Origin of the sequence: Kitasatospora sp. NPDC057512, assembly GCF_042802135.1 — a bacterium.
Lineage (GTDB): Bacteria > Actinomycetota > Actinomycetes > Streptomycetales > Streptomycetaceae > Kitasatospora.
The window spans coordinates 1-6,239 of the sequence record NZ_JBHVET010000527.1; the positions used below are offsets into that span (position 1 = coordinate 1).

The 6,239-nt window shown below is 70.7% G+C and carries 7 protein-coding genes; 3 read left to right on the top strand and 4 right to left on the bottom strand.

What is annotated here, in order from left to right; translation table 11 throughout:
* The first annotated feature begins 507 nt into the window (after positions 1-507).
* Positions 508-1,794, top strand: coding sequence for an RICIN domain-containing protein (locus ACFU6K_RS28180; RefSeq protein ID WP_380667637.1), 1,287 nt, complete (start codon positions 508-510; stop codon positions 1,792-1,794).
* Between the two features lie 179 nt (positions 1,795-1,973).
* Here ACFU6K_RS28180 and ACFU6K_RS28185 read toward each other — a convergent pair whose 3' ends face one another.
* Together ACFU6K_RS28185 and ACFU6K_RS28190 are read right to left on the bottom strand one after the other, a co-directional pair.
* Positions 1,974-2,525 carry a hypothetical protein gene (locus ACFU6K_RS28185; protein ID WP_380667639.1) on the bottom strand — a complete coding sequence of 184 codons (552 nt, stop codon included), beginning with the start codon at positions 2,523-2,525 and terminating at the stop codon, positions 1,974-1,976.
* A gap of 17 nt (positions 2,526-2,542) precedes the next feature.
* On the bottom strand, positions 2,543-2,977 hold the full coding sequence (locus ACFU6K_RS28190) for an ATP-binding protein (RefSeq protein WP_380667641.1): 435 nt from the start codon (positions 2,975-2,977) through the stop codon (positions 2,543-2,545).
* Between the two features lie 883 nt (positions 2,978-3,860).
* Between ACFU6K_RS28190 and ACFU6K_RS28195 the strand changes: the two genes are divergently transcribed.
* On the top strand, positions 3,861-4,634 hold the full coding sequence (locus ACFU6K_RS28195; RefSeq protein ID WP_380667643.1) for a transcriptional regulator: 774 nt from the start codon (positions 3,861-3,863) through the stop codon (positions 4,632-4,634).
* Here the strand turns inward: ACFU6K_RS28195 and ACFU6K_RS28200 are convergent.
* A complete protein-coding gene (locus ACFU6K_RS28200) occupies positions 4,615-5,274 on the bottom strand; it encodes an HAD family hydrolase (protein ID WP_380667649.1) in 660 nt (219 codons plus the stop codon). The two genes, ACFU6K_RS28195 and ACFU6K_RS28200, sit on opposite strands and share 20 nt — an antisense overlap.
* 115 nt (positions 5,275-5,389) lie before the next feature.
* Here ACFU6K_RS28200 and ACFU6K_RS28205 point away from each other — a divergent pair, with 115 nt between their 5' ends.
* Positions 5,390-5,920, top strand: a complete 531-nt coding sequence (locus tag ACFU6K_RS28205; protein ID WP_380667645.1) for a GNAT family N-acetyltransferase — start codon at positions 5,390-5,392, stop codon at positions 5,918-5,920.
* Positions 5,921-5,937: 17 nt separating this feature from the next.
* Here ACFU6K_RS28205 and ACFU6K_RS28210 read toward each other — a convergent pair.
* Positions 5,938-6,239: hypothetical protein (locus tag ACFU6K_RS28210; protein ID WP_380667647.1), on the bottom strand; the 302-nt coding region annotated here is incomplete at its 5' end.

The following is a 6,239-nucleotide window of genomic DNA, read 5'->3' on the forward strand; positions in this document are numbered from 1 at the left end:
GTGTTGGTCTGCTGCGTACAGTCTGCTGTACCGTTCCAGCGTGCCGGGCCGTCGTGGTGCGCGGAGGGGAGGACATCGGCCAGGCCGGGGTGACCGGATATCCCTCCGGCCCGGGGCGCCCGCGCACCGGCGGGGACGGCCCGACCCCGGATCGGAGGCAAGTACAGCTCCGGAGGGCGAATGTGCCACTCCGTCGGATCGGGGCTGGCCGCCCGGCCCCCGGGCGGCCCCGGTGCCCGGCCGCCGCCCCCGCTCCCGGCCCGGCCGGCGTGCCCGCGTCCCGCACCGCACGGCCACGGCGGTGGCGGGCGACCGCCGCCCGCGCGACCGGGGAACCGGCCATTCCGGCCCGCCCCGACACGGCGGCCACGTTGACTTGTTCTGTCATGGCCCCGTCAGCACCACCGCCGCTATGTTCGTTTGCGACCGGAACCATCACACGACCACACCACCGTCCGGGCTCCCGCCGGTCCTGACGCGGAGTCCGGACGCCAGGGGGGAACGACGATGCGTCACTCACGATCATCCGGCCACCGGGGTACGGGGCTGCTCGCCCTCGCCGCGGGCGCGGCCTGCGCGCTCGGCACCATGACCGCCCTGGCCCCGGCCGCGGCCGCCACCCCCGACTCCGCGCGGCCGGCCGTCACCCTGGCGGCGGACCCCGCGCTCGGCGACACCTGTACCGCCGCGGACCTCGGCAAGCGCTACCCGTTCATCAAGTCCCTCCAGGTCGTCCCGACGATCACCCACTTCAAGGGCTGGTACGTCACCGACGGCGCGACGGGCTCCCAGACGGTGACCGCCACCACCCAGTCGGTGGTGACGGTCTCGGTCGGCCTCGACCTCTCCATTACGGGCAACTTCGAGATCGCGACCCTCGCCAAGGTCGAGGCGAGCGCGAAGCTGAGCGTCAAGCTGGAGTCCTCCACGACCAGCACCGAGTCGAAGTCGATCACCTGGAACTTCCAGAAGCCCGGCTACTACGCCCTGTACGAGGGGACGCGGAAGGTCACCGGCCAGTACGGCAGCCTGAACTGCAACCGCGTCGACACGGGCAACGGCACGTACGCCACCAAGTGGGTCGAGGGCCCGGGCGGGGGCAGCTACACCACCTTCACCACCCTGGAGGAGGGCGCGGTGCGCTGCGAGGACGCCGTCCCCGCGAACAGCATCATGCGCCGGGCGCAGGACATCCTGGGCTGCACCGGCGCGCTCCGCGCCGATGCGGCTGCTCCGGCTGCTTCGGCTGCTTCGGCCAAGGCTTCTGAAGTCGAGGCTGCGGGGGTCAAGCAGGACTGGCCCGGGTTCCCCGGCACCACCGCGCCGCCCGGCTTCACCTGCGACGCGGCCAACTACAAGCTCGCCACGCCCGACCGCGCGCTGTTCTGGTCCGCGCCCGGCTTCATGGACTGGGGCAGCAACAACATCCAGCTGCGACCCGCCGCCCAGGGCTGGCCGCAGGGCCAGGACCAGTGGCAGCTGTGCAGCGGCCCGGCGGCGAACGGCATCGCGGAGCAGATCCTGATCAACCGCTCGACCAACAAGTGCCTGGCCGTCCCGGAGGCGACCGCCGCCACCGAGGGGACCATCCTGCAGCAGGCCGACTGCAAGGTCGACGACCTGCAGCGGTTCTACTTCTACCGCGACGTCCCGGGCAGCGACAGGATCGGCGTCCAGAACAAGTACACCGGCTACATGGTCGGCCACGACCGCAACGCCGACGGCCAGCCCCTGCGCCAGTACAGCATGGGCAGGGCCGACGGCACCGGCACCTACGTCCTCGTCAAGGCCTGACCGGGGCCCGCACCGGTTTCCCCCGCGGGTGCCGCCGACCACGGCGGCACCCGCCTTCCGTCTGTCCTCGTCCCCTCGCGCCCTCTGCCGGCTCCGTCCGGAACTGCCCTTCGCCCTGCTCGCAGGCCTGCGGCAGCGGACGCGCTCCGCCGATCCGGCCGTGCTGCCCTATACAGGATTCAGGCACGGGAGGCCCGGCTGCGGCAGTGGGCGAGGGCGTACTTGATACGGGTCTCGGAGTGGGCGGTGGTGGTGAGGAGTTCGCCGGCGGTGACGAGGGCGGCCCAGTAGCGGGCGGGGTCGCCGGTGCGGGGCATGGGCCGGGCGGCGGCGAGCGAGAGGTACGCGGTGGTCAGGTTGCCGGTGGTGAACCAGCGGGTCAGGCCGTGCTGGTGGCCAGCACGGATGCCGCCCATGGCGTCGACGGCGACCAGGAAGAGTTCGACGACGGCCAGTTCGGTGTCGGTGAGCGACTTGGGAACGTCGAAGACCCCGAGGGCTTCGAGGAGTTCACCGGTGTCCGTCTCGGAGTCCGGCCGGGGGTCGGCAAGGAGAGCGTCGTAGCACTCGGCCAGACGGCGGCCGGTCTCCGCGAGCGGGATGTCGAGGGCGAGGCAGACGGCGCGGGCGGAGGGCAGGGGCTTGCGGGTACGGCGGGCGAGGAGCGCGTAGGTGTCGGCGGGCGTCCGGCCACGGGAGAGGGCGTGCCGCGCCAGGGTCGTGAGGTGCATGAGGGCGCTTCGATCTTTCAGGCGTTGACGAGGACGGGCGCGGGGATCGGGGCGACGAGCACCCACACGAACTTGCCGATCCCACCCGGCCGTGAGGAGCAACCCCAGCGCTCCGCGAGCTCGTTGACGAGGAACATCCCACGCCCGCGCTCGTCCGAGAGCGCGGCGACACGGACGGACGGACGGCCGCTACCGGCGTCGTGCACCTCCAGCCGCAGGCGGGAGCCGGTGAGGGCGAAGCGAACCTCGATGTGGCAGTCGTCCGGCCCGTCGGAGTGCTGGACTGCATTGGCGAACAGTTCGCCGAGGAGCAGCTCGGCCGTGTCGGCGTAGCGGTCACCGGACGGCAGCCCGGAGAGGTACGCGCGGAGCAAGTACCGCGCCAGGGGCGTGGATTCGATGCGGGAGTCGAGGCACGCGACGAACGCGCGGGGCCGGCGGGCTTTGAGCATGGGGGTACCTCGGAAGAAGCAGAGAGGGAGCATACGAAAGGAGGCCGCGACATCACTCAGTGGCCGACGTCGCGGCTTGACCGCACGCGGTGAGAGATCACCTGCGCCCGAGCTGGCATTCGGCAGATACGTGCAGCCCTTGACCTGAAGCTGGGCCGGGGTGGTGGCTGCTCTGCCTCAAGCACGCGAAACCTACTGTCAGTAGTCTGGTGACACCGGTCGGTGACAGGACTAATCGTCGTCCGCCACAAGGACGTCCTGAAGGCCTTTCAGAGGACTCTTGAGGGACACACAGAGGACACATTGGTCCGTCATATGCCCGAGAAGTCCCCAAAGCGGCCTGTGGATACGTAGGGTTGAGCCATCGTCGGTATGTGCGGAGGAGACTGTGCCCAACACCGCGCTCAAAGCAGCCAGGCAAGCCGCCGGCTACGCCAGCCAGCAGGCCCTGGCCGACGCCCTCACCCGGGCCGCCCAACAACTTGGTCTTCGTGGTGTCTCCGTCAGCGTGCGCCAGATCCGCCGTTGGGAATCCGACACCCCTCCTTGGCCTGGGGAGGACTACCAGCGCCTCCTAACCCACGTCCTACGACAACCGATTGAAGACCTGGGCTTCCGCGCTCCCTGGAACCGTTCCCAGCCCACCACTGCGACCGCTGCCGCACCTGCGGCCCCACCCCGCACAACGTCAACAGCCCTCCGCGGCGCGCTACCTCGACCGTACGGGCCACAGGGGAGCCAGCCAGGGACGGTTGGCTCCGACTACGCCATAGTCACCGAAGCTCACCGCCGCCTCTACCTGTCCACGGCCCCAGCCGCGCTGCACCCTACAGTGGCCGCACACACTGACCTCGGCACCGTGCTACTCGGAGAGACGGACGGAGTGGCCCGCAAGGTGCTGGCCACTGCCCTGGCCGAGTCTCTGCTGCTGCTCGGCCGAATTGAGTTCTTCGACCTGCGGCAACCCGACGCTGCCGACGCGACCTTTGTTCGCGCGCTTCAGGCCGCCGGCGAGGCAGACGACAACCTGCTCGGTGCCGCGATTCTCGCTCACAGCGCGTTCGTGCCCGGTTGGGCCGGCCGCCTCAACGGCGCACGGGAACGCATGCATGCTGCCCGCACGTACGCTCGTCGGGCCCCGGTATCCGCCGACGTGCTGGCCTGGCTCGACGCGGTCGAGGCCGAGTGCCTCACTCGGTGCGGCGACCATCGCGGCGCGCTCACTCTGCTGCGGCACGCCGAGGACGTGCTTGCCGCTGGCAGCGACGTTCTGCCGCCCGATTGGTTTACCTGGTTCTCGGTCGCCCGCCTGCACGCGTTCCGTGGCAACACCGAGCTGCGGGCCGGCCTGATCCCGCAAGCCCGCACCACGCTGGAGCAGACGCTCGCCGAACTCCCGGAGACCGACGGCAAGCAGCGCGTAGTAGTACTCGGCGACCTCGCGTCGGTCGAGGCCGCAGCCCGGCGACCGGAGCAGGCGTGTGCCCTGCTGGAGCAGGCCCTCGATCAACTGGCCGTCACCTGGTACGCCACCGGCATGGAACGCGTGCGCGAAGCCCGACGGGCGCTCGCCCCGTGGCAGGACACAGCGGCCGTCCGACGTGTGGACGACCGCCTCTACTCCTGGTCGGCAACGCTCAGCTCGCTCCAGCGTTGAACTTGGCGATCAGGTCCGGGAGTTCCGCCAGCGAGTCGATCCGGAACGTCGCCTGCTCCGCGGCCGGGTCGTGCTGCTGGATCCAGCCCCACGGGCCGCGCCGGATCAACGCCGTCCGCATCCCGGCCGCCCGGGCGGGGAGCACGTCGTTGTCGAGCCGGTCACCGACGTAGAGGATCTCGTGCGGCTCGGCAGGCACCACCTCGGCGACGCGCTCGAAGAAGACGGGGTCCGGCTTGCTCGCGCCCCAGTCGTCGGAGGTGCCGATCAGGTCGACGTCGCCCGTGAACAGCCGGCGAAGGATCACCCCGGACCGCACGGTCTGGTTACCGGCGATCGCCAACCACAGACCCTCCGCACGGAGTTGAGCGAAAGCACCCCGGACATCCGGGTAGAGGTCCTCCTCACCGAAGGTCTCCGCCCGGCCGACAGCCGCCCGCTTCTCGCGCTCCTCATAAAGGTCGAAGCCGGGGGCGAAGACCTGGAACGTCTCCCGGTAGTCCCTCCCCTGCGCGATCACCGCACCGAGCTGGGCCACGAACGTATGCCTCGGCACACCCAACCAGTCGGCCCAGGTACCGTACTCCCGGGTCTCGTCGACCAGGCACTCCCCGACATCGAACACCACAGCCTTGATCATCACAACCGCAGCCTAATGCGACCAGAAACCCCCCGGGCATCCTCTCCCCCGATGACCTGCCACCCCTGCACACCACCGCACTCCCGGCGGGCCGGGCGCACCTGGAGGCCACCGCGTGACCGTCGAACTCCGCCACCACACCACCCTGACCCCCGACGCCCGGCAGGATCTGCTGGACGTCTACGCCGACGTGCGCGCCCCGCTGCTGCACCTGCCGAACTACCGCGTCGACGTGTTCGCCGAACGCCTCGACCGGCACGCCGCCGAACCGGGCTTCGCGCTCGCCCTCGGCTACGACGGCGAACTGCCGGTCGGCTACGCCTACGGCAACACCATCGCGTCCGGCGACCGGTACTGGAAGCGCATGACCGAGCCCCTCCCCCACGGATGCACCGATGCTCCGGCCCTGGCCATCAAGGAGATCGGCGTCCGCACCCCCTGGCGCGGCACCGGAACCGCCCGCCGCATCCATGACGCGCTGCTGGCCGGCCGCCCCGAAAGCCGTGTCACACTGCTGGTGAACCCGCTCGCCGGGGACGGGAAGGTCCAACGCCTCTACGAGGCCTGGGGCTACCAGGCGTTCAACACGCAGCAACCCTCGCCGGACTCGCCCCGGCTGACCGCGATGATCCGTCCGACCCACTGACCCTGCCAGGGGAACCGTCATGGGGTCCCCTGGCAGGGCCACCACGCAACTGCACACACGCCAGCAGAAGCCGCAACCACCGCGCCGATGCCGCCCGGGGTCGGGGCCGCCGAGCCCAGCGCGTTGCCCGCCAGGAAGATGACCGCCACCGTCGGATAGCTCAGCTCCACCCCGAACGCCTGCAGCGAGGCGTCCAGGCACAGCACGAACGCCATCGTCATCAGCAGCTTCGGCCCGTCGGCGACTGCGGCGGGTTCCGGGAGCCCTGCCGCGGCGGCGGGGCCGGCCACGGCGGTCATGGCGGTCATGGCGGCGAAGT